12 protein-coding genes are annotated in these 13979 nt (G+C 64.2%); 4 read left to right on the forward strand and 8 right to left on the reverse strand.

Translation table 11 applies throughout. The annotated features are described in order from the left end of the window. The first annotated feature begins 305 nt into the window (after positions 1-305). Entirely contained in the window at positions 306-3188 is a 2883-nt protein-coding gene (locus tag GV002_RS00155) for a GGDEF and EAL domain-containing protein (RefSeq protein WP_160016507.1), read from the forward strand. 15 nt (positions 3189-3203) lie between these two features. Here GV002_RS00155 and GV002_RS00160 read toward each other — a convergent pair whose 3' ends face one another. Further along, entirely contained in the window at positions 3204-3629 is a 426-nt protein-coding gene (locus GV002_RS00160; protein ID WP_160016508.1) for a VOC family protein, read from the reverse strand. Positions 3630-3774: 145 nt separating this feature from the next. On the opposite strand from GV002_RS00160, the gene GV002_RS00165 reads away from it, so the two are divergent. Then, complete coding sequence (locus GV002_RS00165) at positions 3775-4644, forward strand: LysR substrate-binding domain-containing protein (protein ID WP_160016509.1); 870 nt, start codon at positions 3775-3777, stop codon at positions 4642-4644. 59 nt (positions 4645-4703) lie between these two features. Here the strand turns inward: GV002_RS00165 and GV002_RS00170 are convergent, their stop codons facing one another. The 3 genes from GV002_RS00170 to GV002_RS00180 form a co-directional block, all read right to left on the reverse strand. Continuing rightward, on the reverse strand, positions 4704-7316 hold the full coding sequence (locus GV002_RS00170) for a TonB-dependent receptor (RefSeq protein WP_160016510.1): 2613 nt from the start codon (positions 7314-7316) through the stop codon (positions 4704-4706). Between the two features lie 104 nt (positions 7317-7420). Next, positions 7421-8371 (reverse strand): FecR family protein, encoded by a 951-nt coding sequence (locus GV002_RS00175; protein WP_178094556.1) that lies wholly within the window; start codon positions 8369-8371, stop codon positions 7421-7423. 62 nt (positions 8372-8433) lie between these two features. Beyond that, on the reverse strand, positions 8434-8955 hold the full coding sequence (locus GV002_RS00180) for an RNA polymerase sigma factor (protein WP_160016512.1): 522 nt from the start codon (positions 8953-8955) through the stop codon (positions 8434-8436). Positions 8956-9195: 240 nt separating this feature from the next. Between GV002_RS00180 and GV002_RS00185 the strand changes: the two genes are divergently transcribed. Further along, positions 9196-9786, forward strand: a complete 591-nt coding sequence (locus GV002_RS00185; RefSeq protein ID WP_160016513.1) for a biliverdin-producing heme oxygenase — start codon at positions 9196-9198, stop codon at positions 9784-9786. Further along, entirely contained in the window at positions 9779-10177 is a 399-nt protein-coding gene (locus GV002_RS00190; protein ID WP_160016514.1) for a YbaN family protein, read from the forward strand. The genes GV002_RS00185 and GV002_RS00190 overlap by 8 nt, the downstream gene beginning before the upstream one ends. A 193-nt stretch (positions 10178-10370) precedes the next feature. Here GV002_RS00190 and GV002_RS00195 read toward each other — a convergent pair whose 3' ends face one another. The 4 genes from GV002_RS00195 to GV002_RS00210 all read right to left on the reverse strand — a co-directional run bounded on the left by GV002_RS00195 (position 10371) and on the right by GV002_RS00210 (position 13890). Then, positions 10371-11141 carry a MetQ/NlpA family ABC transporter substrate-binding protein gene (locus GV002_RS00195; RefSeq protein WP_160016515.1) on the reverse strand — a complete coding sequence of 257 codons (771 nt, stop codon included), beginning with the start codon at positions 11139-11141 and terminating at the stop codon, positions 10371-10373. A 64-nt stretch (positions 11142-11205) separates the two neighbouring features. Next, a complete protein-coding gene (locus tag GV002_RS00200; protein WP_012020239.1) occupies positions 11206-11874 on the reverse strand; it encodes a methionine ABC transporter permease in 669 nt (222 codons plus the stop codon). Beyond that, positions 11874-12881, reverse strand: coding sequence for a methionine ABC transporter ATP-binding protein (locus GV002_RS00205; protein ID WP_160016516.1), 1008 nt, complete (start codon positions 12879-12881; stop codon positions 11874-11876). Before GV002_RS00205 ends, GV002_RS00200 begins: the two co-directional genes overlap by 1 nt. A 169-nt stretch (positions 12882-13050) precedes the next feature. Next, positions 13051-13890 (reverse strand): PA5502 family lipoprotein, encoded by an 840-nt coding sequence (locus tag GV002_RS00210; RefSeq protein WP_160016517.1) that lies wholly within the window; start codon positions 13888-13890, stop codon positions 13051-13053. Positions 13891-13979: the final 89 nt, after the last annotated feature.

Genomic DNA, 13979 nt, shown 5'->3' on the forward strand with positions numbered 1-13979 from the left:
CTGAGTGCGGAGGGTGCCCATCCTAGGAGCTGTTGCGGGGGCGCCGCAAGCCTCTCGCGGAGGCAGTGGGGGACGCGTCGAAAAATGCGCCGAGCAGCCGACGACCGGCGGGTCAGGCTGCAAAGGGTAGCTGCGGGCGGGCAAAATGCCAGCATTGGCGCCACGAATCAGGCGCCAAGCCTTGAAATTGCCCACAACGTTGTTGGGCACGGCGCCTGTCTCGGGTATTCTCCCGCGACGTCAGGGTTGAGGGTGCCGCAAAGAACACCCGATACCCTCAGGCAACCATTACAAGAAAATCGCCTATGACCGACACGACTAGCGCCGTAGTTCAAGAGGTGACGCTGGACCCGCATCAGGCTGAACGTCAGTTCGCTACGGACATTGCCGTCGAGCGTACACGTCTATTGTTCCAGGGCTCGCGCCTGCCCACGTTGCTCATGCTGCTGGTCGGCCTGGCCTGCAGTTTATTGCTGTGGAGTCAGCAGAGCGCGCCGATGCTTGCGGCCTGGCTGGGCTGGGTCGTGCTGCTGGCGCTGCTGCGCCTGACCCAGGTGAATGCGTTCAACGAGGCGCTGCCGAGCCGCCAAGCCGAGCCTTACTGGCAGCGTATCTTCCTCTTTGGCGCCGGTGCTTGCGGCCTCACCCTCGCCTTTGCCGTGATCGTGCTGGTGCCTGCCGATGTGTTCTACCAGCAGGCGCTGGTTTACGGCCTGATCGCCGCCGCCATTCTTTCGGCCAGCGTGGCCTATGCCGTCAGCCTGTCCGCCTTCCTTACGTTCGCCTTGCCCTGCCTGCTGCCTTCGGCGGCCTTCCTGCTGCTCAGCGATAACGGTTTGCAGCGCGGCTGGGGTCTGCTCAGCGTCATGCTGTTGCTCGCCCTGCTGGTGGTGGCCTGGCAGGTCAACCGCCTGGTGCAGCGCAGCTTGCGGCAGCGTTTTCACAACCTGGCGCTGATCAGCAATCTGGAGTACGCCAAGCAGCGCGCCGAAGGGCTCAATGAAGAACTGGCGCGCGAGGTGGAGCAACGTCGCCGCGCTGAGCGCGAACTGCGTGGCGCCCATGGCGAGCTGGAAATGCGCGTGGCCGAGCGCACCCTGGAGCTGGACGAAGCGACCCATGCCCTGGGCAAGAGCCAGGCGCGCCTGGCCCTGGCGCTGGAAGCCAGCGAGCTGGGCCTGTGGGACTGGGACCTGGAGAGTGATCATGTGCACCACTCGCACCTGCGCGAGCTGTTCGGTCTGGAGCCGGGCCAGGTGCAAGTGATGCTGCGCGACCTGACCCCGCGCCTGCACCCGGATGATCTGCCGGGGCTACGCCGGGCGTTGGTCCGGCACCTCAAGGGACGCAGCGAGGATTATCAGATCGAGTACCGCGTGCGCCATGTCGATGGCCACTGGGTCTGGGTCGAGGACCGTGGCCGTGCGGTCGAGCGCGATGCCGCCGGCCGTGTACGGCGCATGCTCGGCACCCGGCGCGATGTCAGCGCGCGGCGTCAGCAGGAGCAACAGCAGCGCCTGGCGGCGACCGTGTTCGAAGCGGCCAGCGAAGGCATCTTCATTCTCGACCCCGACTACCGCGTGCTGGCGGTCAACCGCGCTTTCAGCGCGGTGACCGGATACAGCCGTGAGGAAGTGGTCGGGCGTACGGTGACCAGCCTGATCGGCAGCCGCGAGATGCGTCGGCAATACCAGATGATCCGCCAGGAGCTGGACAGCACCGGCACCTGGCAGGGCGAGCTGATCGAGACGCGCAAGAGTGGCGAGCTTTACCCGCAGTGGCTGCAGCTCAATCTGGTGCGCGATGTAACGGGTCGGCCCAGCCATATCGTCGGCTTCTTCGCCGATCTCAGTGCGCGGCGCGAGGCCGAAGAGCGCCTGCGCTACCTGTCGCACTATGACGACCTGACCGGCCTGGCCAACCGCAGTCTGTTCAAGGAGCGTCTGCACGAGGCCAGCCAGCGCGCCCGCCAGAGCGGCCGCAGCATCGCTCTGGTGCATATCGATCTGGACCGTTTCAAGCTGCTCAACGACAGCCTCGGCCATGAAGTGGCGGACCAGTTGCTGCGGCAGATGAGCCGCCGCCTGACCCAGGCCGTGCCCGAGGCCGACTGCATCGCGCGGCTCTCGGGCGACGAGTTCGCCATCATCCTCGATGCCTACGGCAGCCTCTCCAGCCTGGCGCGGGTGGCCAGTCGGTTGCTGGCCAAGCTGCGTGTGCCGATGACCGTCGGTGGGCACGAGCTGGTGATCAGCGCCTCGCTGGGCATCAGTCTGCTGCCGGACTACGCCCGCGAGATCAGCGCGCTGATCAGCCAGGCCAACATGGCCGTGCAACATGCCAAGCACCTGGGCGGTAACACCTTCCAGTTCTTCACCGACAACCTGCAGGCCTGCACCCTGGAGCGTCTGCAACTGGAGAACCAGCTGCGCAAGGCCATCGATGAAGGCCAACTGGAGGTGTTCTACCAGCCCAAGCTGAACCTCGCCGACGACCAGCTCAACGCCGCTGAAGCACTGGTGCGCTGGCGCCATCCGCAGCAAGGCATGGTGGCGCCTGGCGAATTCATTGGCCTGGCCGAAGAGACCGGGCTGATCGCGCCGATTGGCGAGTTCGTGCTGCGTCAGGCCTGCCGCCAGGCGCGCCAGTGGCAGCAGGAAGGGCTGGCGCAGATACGGGTGTCGGTGAATATCTCGGTGTACCAGTTGCGCCAGGGCAACCTCACCAGCCTGGTGCGCCAGGTGCTCGAAGAAACCGGCCTGGCGCCGCAGTACCTGGAGCTGGAGTTGACTGAAAGCCAGCTGCTGGACAACGTCGACAGCGTCATCGTCACCTTCCGTCAGCTGCGTGAGCTGGGGGTCAAACTGGCCATCGACGATTTCGGCACCGGCTATTCCTCGCTCAGCTACCTCAAGCGCTTCCCGGTGCATTACGTGAAGATCGACCAGACCTTCATCCGCGATCTGTCGCCCGGTGGCGAGGATGCGGCGATCACCCGCGCGATCATCGCCATGGCCCACAGCCTGGAGCTGAAAGTGGTGGCCGAGGGCGTGGAAACCCAGGCGCAGATGGATTTCCTCAAGAGCCAGAACTGTGACGAGATCCAGGGTTTTCTGATCAGCCGCCCGGTGGAGGCGAGCGCCTTCGCCGAACTGCTGCGCGCGCAGATCGACAATCCGCTGGATTGAAGGATTTCCTCGCGCTTACTTGGCGAACAACTGGCCGATGTCCTTGAACGCCTTGAACTCCAGGGCGTTGCCGCAGGGGTCGAGGAGAAACATGGTGGCCTGCTCGCCGACCTGGCCCTTGAAGCGCACGTAGGGCTCGATGACGAACGTCGTCTCGCGGCTGCGCAGGCGCTCGGCCAGCGCTTCCCAGTCGGCCCAGCCGAGCACCACGCCGAAATGCGGCACCGGCACATCGTGGCCGTCCACCGGGTTGCTGGCGGCTGATTCCTGGTAGGCCATCTTTGGCGCTTCGTGGATCACCAACTGGTGGCCGAAGAAATTGAAATCCACCCAGTGCTCGCTGCTGCGGCCCTCGGCACAGCCGAACACCTCGCCGTAGAAGTGCCGCGCGGCGGCCAGGTCGTACACGGGAATCGCCAGGTGAAAGGGAGCAAGGGCCATCACGCAATACCTCTGATTTGTTGTGGGTAGGACGGGTACAACCCGCCATCGATGTTCATCGCACCAGCCTACCAACAGCAAAATTGTTCTAAAGCGAATATTCTTGCTCTCAAGCTCAACTATTTTCGATCAATCGAGGGCCTCGATGCTGCGCGAGCTGAAAACCTTCGTCACCGTCGCTCGCCTGGGCACCTTCGCTGCCGCTGGCCAGCAGGTGGGGCTGACCCAGTCGGCGGTCAGCGCGCAGATGCGCGTATTGGAGCAGCACCTCGGCGTGCGCCTGTTCGACCGCAGCGGTCGCGCCGCCGTGCTCAACGCAGCCGGCCGCCACGCCCTGCCGCTGGCCGAGCAGATGCTTGCGCTGTACACGCAGATGGCGCTGCCGCAGGCGGCCGATCAGTGGCAGGGCGAGCTGCGCGTCGGCGCCATCGCCACCTTGCAGACCGGTCTGCTGGCCGAGGCGCTGCCGCGCTTTCGGCAACTGGCACCGCGGGTCGAACTGAAGCTGGTGCCGGGCGTGTCCTTGCAGCTGTTCAGCCAGCTGGATGCCGGTGAGCTGGATCTGGCGCTGTTGATCAAACCGCCGTTTGCCTTACCCAAGGAGCTGCTGGAGGTGCCGCTGGCGTGCGAGCCCTTCGTACTGATCGCACCCTTGGACGTGGACGGGGAAGACCCATTGCGCCTGCTCGCCAAGCAGCCTTTCGTGCGCTACGACCGCGCTTCGTTCGGCGGGCGCCAGGTGACGCGCTTCCTGCGTGAGCAACGCCTGAACGTGCGCGAGGCGCTGGAGCTGGATGAACTGGAAGCCATCGTGCGGCTGGTGGAAAACGGCATGGGCGTGGCCCTGGTACCGCGTGCGGGCCTGTGGCTGCAAAGGCCGACGCGTCTGCGGGTGATCGAGCTGGGTGAGCTGACCTTCCATCGCGAGCTGGTCGCCCTGGTGCGCCGTGCGCAGCGCCAGCCGGCCCTGGATTGTTTGTTGAGCTGTCTGCTGTCGAGAGATGCGCCTTGGTAATGGCCGCGCACTGCTGTCTGCGCCGGAAGTGACAGTTGCAGTCACTTCCGGCTGCCGGCTCAGATGTCCCAGACCAGGTTGATCGAGAAGTTGCGCCCCGGTTGAGTCAGGCGGTCGAGATTGGCGGGGGCGGTCACGCCGGCCTCTCCGTTACCGTCGTAGCCGCGCACGTCGTCCCACTGCCAGTACTTCTTATCCGTCAGGTTGTACAGACCGGCATTGACGGTGAGATCGTCGGTCAGCTTGTAGTAGCCGGTCAGATCGACAATGCCATAGCCGGGTGTGGCGAACTGGCTGCCGTCGCCGGTCGGAGAGTTGAAGCCGCTTTGGTCGATGCGGGATTTGCGCTTGACCAGTGTCCAGTTCAGCAGGCCGCCGAAGCGTTCCTGCTCGTAGCCCAGACCGAATACGCCGGTCAGCGGGTTGATGCTGTTCAGCGGCTCGCCGGTTTCCTCGTCGCGACCACGGGCATAGGCGATCGAGCCTTGCGCGTACAGACCCGGCAGTGCGCCGAAGTTGTCCAGATTCAGGCGGCCCTTGGCTTCCGCACCACGAATGCTGGCACGGCTGATGTTGCGGCTCTGGAACACTGTCAGGCCGCCAGCTGCACCTACGGCATCCTCGTCGATGAAGTCGCGATAGCGGTTATAGAACACGGCCAGGCTGAAGCTGCCGCCCTCGAAGTTGCCACGCAGACCGGTCTCGAGACTGCGGCTGGTTTCCGGGTCGAGGTCGGGGTTGGGCTCCACGATGTAGGGCGGGTTGTTGTTCTGGAAGCGGCCATACATTTCCTTGGCCGTAGGTGTGCGGAAGCCTTCGGCGTACTGGGCGAAGCCGGTGTAGTGCTCATCGAAGGCATAGGTCACGCCGAGCTTGGGTGAAACGCGCTGCCAGGTCGTGCTCGCGCCTGTGGGGTCGAAGGTACTGCTTGCGGGGGCGCTGGCGAGGTACTCGTCGGTCAGATCGGGTTTGAGTTTGGTCCGGTCGTAGCGAACACCCGGCAGGAACGTCCACTGGTTCCAGCGGATTTCGTCTTGCAGAAATACGCCGTAGACATCGATGGTTGGATCCGGGAAGTCGCTCTGGGTGGTGAGGGTATCGCCGCTATTGCTGCTGATCGCGCCGACGGTGGGGCAGTTGGCGCCCAGCGCCCGCAGGCAGACGCCATAACCGCTGCGCTGGCCGGTGACTTCCTGGCGCTTGAGGTTGAAGCCGTAGGTCAGCAGGTGACCTGTTTCGCCCAGGGCGAAGGCCTTGTCCAGCTGTGCGTTGAGCACCCACTGGCGATCCTTGTAGTCGGTGCTGCGATAGCGCATCACGTCGCGGGTGATGGCCTGGGTAAAGAAGTTCCTGGGGGTGTAGCGCTCCTGGGTGCTCTGGTCGGTCTTGGCGATCTGGTAATTCAGGCTCCATTTCAGGCTGTCGGCCAGCAGACTGTCCAGCGCCAGGCTGTGCTCCAGGCCGAAGCGCTCGCGGGTGATGGTGTCGTTGCCAGCACGACTCGCGTAGTAGTTCTGTCCCGCACCGATGGTCGGGGCGTTGAACGGCCCACCGACGGCGCTGAGTTGATTGCTGTCGCGATCATCCTTGTATTTCTCATAGGTCAACTGCAGGCGGTCGCTGCCGTTGTAGTTCCAACCCAGTTTGGCCAGGACGTTGGTGGTGCGTACGTCTTCCGGATTGGCCGCAGTACGATCCAGGCCGGTACCGCCGTGATTGCCGTAGGATTCGGTCTCATGGCCGTTGCGCTGTGACAGGTGCAGCAACGCATCGAAGTCCTCATGGCGACCGGCGACGGTGGCCGAGTTCAGCCAGCTTTCGTCGGCGGAGCTGTAGCCTGTCTTCAGGCGGGCGCCGCTGTTGCGGCCATCCTTGATGATGTCGTCAGCATCGAGGGTGAAGTAGCTCACCGCACCACCAATGGCATTGCTGCCGTACAGGGCCGAGGCCGGGCCGCGGAGAATTTCCACCCGCTTGATGATCTCCGGGTCGACATAGTTGCGCTGGGTATTGGCATAGGGACCGTAGTAGAAGCTGGCAGGGATCTCGACGCCGTCGACCTGCGTCAACACCCGGTTACCATCGATGCCACGGATGTTGTAGCCGGTGAGGCCGGAGCGCTGACCAGTGCCACCGACGGAGACGCCAGGCTCGTCGCGTACCAGCTGCTTGATGGTGTTGATGTTGTTGCGGTCCAGGATTGTTCGATCGCGCACGCTGACCGTGCTGGGAACGGCGTTTACATCCTGCTCGTGAAGCGTGGCGGTGACCGTAGTTGGTTGGAGGGCGAGCGATTGCGCAGGATTCTTCACCAGCACCACGCTACGTTCCCCAACGCTGCGGTAGCTCAAACCGGTGCCTTCGAGCAGGCGCGCCAGGGCCAGCTCCGGCGATTGGCGGCCACTGGTTCCCGGCGAGTCGATGCCGTCGGCCAATTGTGCCGGCAGGCCGATCTGCCACCCCGTGACGTCGCTGAATGCGTTCAGCGCCGAAACCAGGGGCTGGCGCTCGATGGCGAAGCGGTAACCGCTCTGGCTCTGCTGCTGTGCTGCAGGCGACGGCTCGGCAGCGTTGGCCAGCGGCAGGCTGGCGCAGGCGATGGAGAGTGCCAGCAGCGACAGGCTGGCGGTGGACAGTCGCGGGAAATGCGGGCGCCTGGTGTGAAGGGGCATCGTTGTGCTCTCTGCGGGTGTCGTCGGAAGGTCAGTTAATGCGAATTATTTGCATTGTTATGACGGGACGAACGAAGCCCTCTTGGAGCGTAAAAATTCTTTTCTCAGTTGAGAATCAGCAGCGATGGGTACTCTTGAAGCTGCGCCGAGGTCACCTGCGCCAGCGAGCGCATGATGTCGGCCGGTTCGCTCAGGCGATAGTTGCCGGTGATGCGCAGGTCATCCAGACGGGCGTTGCGGTTGATGATCCAGCCGGGGTAGTAGCGGCGCAGTTCATCCAGGACTTCGTGCAAAGGGCGGTCATCGAAGATCAGGCGCCCCTGAACCCACGCGAGCTGATTGGCTGTGGCGCCGTGTATGCGCTTGCCGACACCGTCCGGGCCGACACGGATGCTATCGCCGCTTACCAGGTAGATGCGCGTGTCGTTGCCGCGCGCATGCACTTCGATCTCGCCCCGCTCGACGCTGACTTCGGCGGTATCGTCGAGGTAGCGCACGGAGAATGCGGTGCCGCGTACCGATATCAGAACGGGGCCAGCGGCAACCTGAAAGGGGCGGCTGCTGTCCTTGGCGACATCGAAATAGGCTTCGCCTCTGAGCAACTGCGTGACGCGCTGACTCGCGTCGATCTGGCTGGAGAACGCGCTACCGGTGTTGAGCAGAACGTGCGAGCCATCGGCCAGATCCAGGCTCTGGCGTTGGCCAACGGCAGTGACATGATCGGCGCGCAGGTGCAGCAGCAGATCGCTTTGCAGGGTGATGCCGACCACCAGCAGCAGCGAGGCGGCGATCGCCAGCTTTCTACCGATGCGCCGCGAGCGCCCGGGCGCCGGTTGTCTGCGCTGCTCCAGGCGCGCGGCTGCGGTGACCAGCGTGGATGATTGCCAGCACTGTTGCGCACGCTCGAATGCTTCGGCATTGGCAGGGGAGGCGGCCAGCCATTCGGTGAATCGCGCCCGGCAATCATCGTCCGCATGTTCCAGCAGAAGCAGCCAGTCCAGCGCCTGGCTCAGCGATGCGTCGCTGTCGTTGGGGGTTCCCTGCTGCGGGTGCATCGGGCTGTTCTCGAAACCGGGGGGCGATATTCTGGCCGAAGGTGCGGGTGAGCGATAGTTGCTCATGTCGGAGGCGCGAGGCGCTCGAGCAGGGTCATGCACAGGGTCATGATCAACTTGAGCTCTTTCTGCACCGTGCTGGCTGACACGCCGAGCTCTGCAGCGATCTCGGCATAGCCCTGACCATGCAGACGGCTGAGGATGAAGATGCGCTGCTGGCGTTCGCTCAACTGCTCCAGTGCGTTGCCCAGCCGTTGCAGCAGGCGTTCGGCGTGCAGACTGTCTTCGCTGGATGAACCCGGAGCGGGAACGGCCTGCATGATGGCGTCCGGCACGTCATCGAGCATGGTGCGTGACTGCATGCGCTCGCGGCGCAAGTGGTCGAGCGCCAGATTGCGGCCTGTCTGGAAGAGAAAGGGTTCGAGGTGATCGACCGGTTTGTCGCGCAGGCTACGGGCGACCCGCAGGTAGGTTTCCTGCACCAGCTCCTCGGCGATGCTGGCGTTCTTCACGATTTTTACCAGCGTGCGCAGCAGCGGGGTGCGCTGGCTGATGAATACGCTGTCTAGATTGGAGATGGTCACTGGCAAGCCTGATTCGCCGACTACTTCGTGAATAATAATCACTTTTAATAAGGCCGGATAGCGAGCGCGTGCGCGAAGCCCGTCTGCAGTGTCATATCCCTGTGTTTCGCTTTATTTTTACGGAGCTTGGCAGGTTCGTTCGTCTTTATAAGGCAGTGGCGGTCTAACGTCCTGCACGCTTCATCGAGCGGTGCAGGGGACGGGCTGCCTTACTTCATGCCAGTCATCAGCGAGCTTTCCATGACCGCCTCTTCGCAACTGTCCCATCCGCTGCGTTCGCAGCGCCTGAACCAGATTACCCACGAGCCGCACAGTCACCTCGACAATCTGGTCAAGAGCCATGATCCGTTCGGGAGCCCGGAGCGGTTTTCTCACTTCGTGGCCGCCCAATATCTGTTCCAGCGTGATCTGGAAAATCTCTATAACGACCCGCAGCTGATCAGGCTGGTGCCTGATCTGCCGCAGCGCTGCCGTGTCGAGCAGGCCGTGCTGGACCTGGCCGATCTGCAGCGCGCACTGCCAGAGGGCGATGACGCCATCCGCAACAAGGTCATGGGCACCGGCGAAGCGCTGGCCTGGCTGTTCGTTTCCGAAGGCTCCAAGCTGGGCGCCGCTTTCCTGCTCAAGCGCATGCCGGCGCTGGGCCTGAGCGAGACCTTTGGCGCGCGTCATCTGGGTGAGCCGGAAGGTGGTCGCGCGCAGGGTTGGAAGGCGTTTACCGCCGTGCTCGACAGCGTCGAACTGGATGCCGAGCAGGAGCGTCTGGCCGAGGTAGCGGCCATCGCGGCCTTCGAGCGTTTCACCGTCCACCTGGAACGCTGCTTTGCCTGAAATCACGCTGGCGCGTTCGGCCTGGCAGCGTTGGCTATGGCTGCTGTTGGCCTACCTGAGCATCGGCATGGCCATGCTCGGGGTAATACTGCCGGGCCTGCCCACGACCGAGTTCGTGCTGTTGGCGGCCTGGGCAGCGTCGCGCAGTTCGCCGCGTCTGGCCGCGTGGCTGGAGAATCATCGGGTGTTCGGCCCGCTGCTGCGCGACTGGAAGAACGGCGGCCTGATCGCCCGGCGTATCAAGTGGGTGGCGAGTGGCAGCATGCTGCTAGCGCTGATCATCCTGCTGCTGACCGTCGATCACCTGCCTTCCGTGCTGTTCGCCGCTGCCGGCATGAGTTGCGGCGCACTGTTCATCTGGACGCGTCCGGAAAAAACCAGAGCCGAGTAGGGTGCGCCGTGCGCACCGACGATTTCGGATGATCGTAGCCCGGATGCAATCCGGGGCGGTTACCGCGTTGCGCCCTGGTGCGCACGGCGCACCCTACGGATCGCCGAGTGCCCGCCGATGCATGCCGCACATGAAAATGCCGCGCAGCTTTGCAGCGGCGCGGCATCGGGTAAGGCGAGGCTTTCAGCGGCGATCAGAACGCCGGGACAACGGCGCCTTTGTACTTCTCTTCGATGAACTGCTTCACCTCGGCGCTGTGCAGGGCTTTGACCAGCTTCTGTACGGCGTCGCTGTCCTTGTTGTCGGCGCGGGTCACCAGGATGTTGACGTACGGCGAGTCGCTGCCTTCAATGGCCAGGGCATCCTGGGTCGGGTTCAGCTTGGCTTCCAGGGCGTAGTTGGTGTTGATCAGGGCGAGGTCGACCTGGCTCAGCACGCGCGGCAGGGTGGCCGCTTCCAGTTCACGCACCTTGATCGCCTTCGGGTTCTCGACGATGTCCTTCGGCGTGGCGAGGATGCCGGCTTCCGGTTTGAGCGTGATCACACCGGCTTTCTGCAGCAGCAGCAGGGCGCGGCCGCCATTGGTGGCGTCGTTGGGGATGGCCACGGTGGCGCCCTGCGGCAGCTCGCTGAGGTCCTTGATCTTGCTCGAGTACGCGCCGAAGGGCTCGACGTGCACACCGGCAACGCTGACCAGATCGGTCTTGCGGCTGGCATTGAACTCGTCCAGGTACGGCTGGTGCTGGAAGAAGTTGGCGTCGAGGTTCTTCTGCTGCACCTGCAGGTTGGGCTGCACGTAGTCGGTGAACACGCGCACCTTCAGCTCCACGCCTTCTTTGGCCAGGGCCGGTTTGACGAACTCGAGGATCTCCGCGTGCGGCACCGGGGTGGCGGCGACGTTGAGGGTTTCGGCCTGGGCCGAGAAGGCCGCGCAGGCGGCCAGGGCAGTCAGCAGTTTCTTCATTTCAAGGTTCCTTTTGGGAAGGTTGGCGCGGGTCTCGCGGGTGGCGAGTCGCCGCTTTTCATAATCACTTGCGAGAAAAATGTACGACCAGGCGATCACCGACCATCTGCAGCACCTGCACCAGAATCAGCAGCAGGATCACGGTCACGGCCATCACGTCCGGTTGGTAGCGTTGGTAGCCGTAGCGCACGGCCAGGTCGCCTAGACCACCGCCGCCGATCAGGCCGCTCATGGCGGTGTAGGACACCAGGGTAATCGCGGTGACGGTGGTGGCCGCGAGCAGACCGGGCAACGCCTCGGGCAGCAGCGCGCGGGTGATGATCTGCCAGGTGGTGGCGCCCATGGCCTGAGTCGCTTCGATGATGCCGCGCTCGACTTCGCGCAGGGCGGTTTCCACCAGGCGCGCGAAGAACGGCGTGGCGCCCACCACCAGCGGCGGAATGGCGCCGGCCACACCCAGCGAGGTACCGACCAGCAGCTCGGTGAAGGGGATCATCAGGATCAAGAGGATGACGAAGGGCACCGAACGCAGGATGTTCACCACCAGCGACAGCGCGCCGTAAAGGGCCTTCTGCTCGAACAGCTGACGTGGGCCGGTGAGGAAAAGCAGCACGCCGAGCGGCAGGCCGAGCAGCACGGTGAACAGCATCGAGCCGAGCAGCATGTTCAGGGTGTCGAGGCTGGCCTGCCAGATTTCCGGCCAGAATACGTTGGGCAGCAGTTGTTCGAGCATCAGCGCAGTACCTCCAGATGCACGTCGGCGGCTTCGAAGCGCGCCAGCGCGGCGTCGATGTCGCCACCGGTCAGGGCCAGGGTGAGCTGGCCGTAGGGGGTGTCCTTGATGCGGTCGATGCGCCCGGCGAGGATGCTGTAGTCCACCCCGGTTTCGCGGGCCACGGTGCCCAGCAGCGGTGCGTAGGTGGCTTCGCCCTGGAAGGTCAGGCGCAGGATGCGGCCCTCGACATGGGCAAAGTCGTCGCGCTGCTCGTCCTCGTCGACGTGCTCGGACTCCTGCACGAAGCGCCGCGTGGTCGGGTGCTGCGGGTGCAGGAACACCTCGGCCACCGGGCCTTCCTCGACGATGACACCGGCATCCATCACCGCCACGCGGTCGCAGACGCGGCGGATCACGTCCATCTCGTGGGTGATCAGCACGATGGTCAGTCCCAGTTCGCGGTTGATCTCGGCCAGCAGCTGCAGCACGGCGGTGGTGGTCTGCGGATCGAGGGCGCTGGTCGCCTCATCGCACAGCAGGATCTTCGGCCGGGTGCTCAGTGCGCGGGCGATGCCGACGCGCTGCTTCTGCCCACCGGAGAGCTGCGCCGGATATTTGTTGGCGTGATCCTGCAGGCCAACGCGGGCCAGCAGCTCGGAGACGCGGGCGTGAATCTCGGCGCCGCTCAGCTCGCCGGCCAGACGCAACGGCATGGCGATGTTGTCGGCCACGGTCTTCGACGACAGCAGGTTGAAGTGCTGGAAGATCATCCCGACCTGCTGGCGGAAACGGCGCAGGCCACCCGCATCGAGGGCGGTGACGTCGACACCGTCGATCTCGATGCGCCCACCCGAGGGTTCCTCCAGGCGGTTGATCAGGCGCAGCAGTGTGCTTTTGCCGGCACCGGAGTGGCCGATGATGCCGAACACCTGGCCGCTGCCGACCTGCAGCGTGGTGGGCTGCAGTGCCGGAATCTCGCGACCGGCGACGCGGTAGGCTTTGTGGACGGATTGAAACTGAATCACGCGAACGACCTTTTGGGTGTGTTCAGGGCCGGATTTCGGGATTGCTGAAGCGGCCGTTGGCGCCGGGTAGGCGCAAAAGGGCGCTAGTTTACCCGGCGGTGTTTAGGCCGAGAAAATCTTTGTTGGCCTATGGTTATTACAAAATGGCATTACCGATAAGCGACCTGTATCAGTTGCGCTTTGGGCTCAACAGCAGGCGCGGTATCTGCTGCGGGGCGATCTTCTGGCTCAGCTGCGGACGAAAGCCCGGGTCGAGTTTCTTGATGCGTGCCGAGAGCAGCGCCGCAACCCAGGGATAATCCTTGGCCTCGCGTACTTCGATGCGCACGGCGCAGCGAAAGGTCACTACATCGGCGGCCACGCTGTCGAGCAGGCGGCGCAGGTTTTCGTTGTCCTGGCTGTCCAGCATAGGCATGGCCACGATGCTGGTGGCCGCGCTCGGATCGATCAGGCGTGCTGTCGGCTTGCTCTCTACCACGGGCGTCGGCTGGCTGGCAGGTATGGCTGCGACGCTCGCTGCGGCCTGGCGTTCGCTGGCCAGGCGCTGCTGGCGCAGTTGTTCCTGGCGCTCGGCATCGAGCTTGGCGGCGGCATCGCGCGCCTGTTGCTCGGCAGCCGCTTGGCGCGCCGTGCGGGCGCTGGCGATGGCCTGGTTGAGGTCGTGACTCAGGGCTGGCGCCTGTGGCATCAGGTTGCGGGCCTGGCCCAGCGCCTGCGCGGCGCGGTCCAGATCGCCCTGCTGCAGCGCTTCGCGGCCCTGCTCCATATAGGCCTCGGCCAGCTGGCGCTGATACTGCTCCAGGCGCGTGTCGCCGCTGGCGCGTTGCTGCAGCGTGCTGAGCTGGCTGCGCGCGTCATCGAGACGTTCTTCGGCCAGGCTCAGGTCGAGCTGACGGAAGGCGACGACCAGATCGTCGACCGGCGGGAGACTGTGCTGCTGGTTGCTCTGGCAACCGGCCAGAAGTAGAACCAGAAAAAGCGGAAGACCACGAAAAGCGAACGACTTCATAATTACGCGTCTCGAATTGTGCAAAAAACGCGCAATCATACAGGTTCGTACCGCTGATTTCATCTCGATCGGTCGCGCCGTAGCCCGGA

It is taken from the genome of Pseudomonas sp. 8O (genome assembly GCF_902506495.1).
In the GTDB taxonomy this organism is placed as follows: Bacteria; Pseudomonadota; Gammaproteobacteria; order Pseudomonadales; family Pseudomonadaceae; genus Aquipseudomonas; species Aquipseudomonas chaetocerotis.